Here is a 224-nt window from a genome sequence, read left to right on the forward strand (position 1 = left end):
GGGGTGACTGCGTACCTTTTGTATAATGGGTCAGCGACTTATATTCTGTAGCAAGGTTAACCGCATAGGGGAGCCGAAGGGAAACCGAGTCTTAATTGGGCGCTAAGTTGCAGGGTATAGACCCGAAACCCGGTGATCTAGCCATGGGCAGGTTGAAGGTTGGGTAACACTAACTGGAGGACCGAACCGACTAATGTTGAAAAATTAGCGGATGACCTGTGGCT

Annotated in this window: 1 rRNA gene; it reads left to right on the top strand. The window is 50.0% G+C overall.

Annotated features, from left to right (window positions below):
• Nucleotides 1–224 (top strand): 23S ribosomal RNA (locus tag C1Y41_RS19785); the annotation flags it as partial.

Origin of the sequence: Pantoea sp. ICBG 1758 (assembly GCF_002928325.1) — a bacterium.
Taxonomy (GTDB): Bacteria; Pseudomonadota; Gammaproteobacteria; order Enterobacterales; family Enterobacteriaceae; genus Pantoea; species Pantoea eucrina.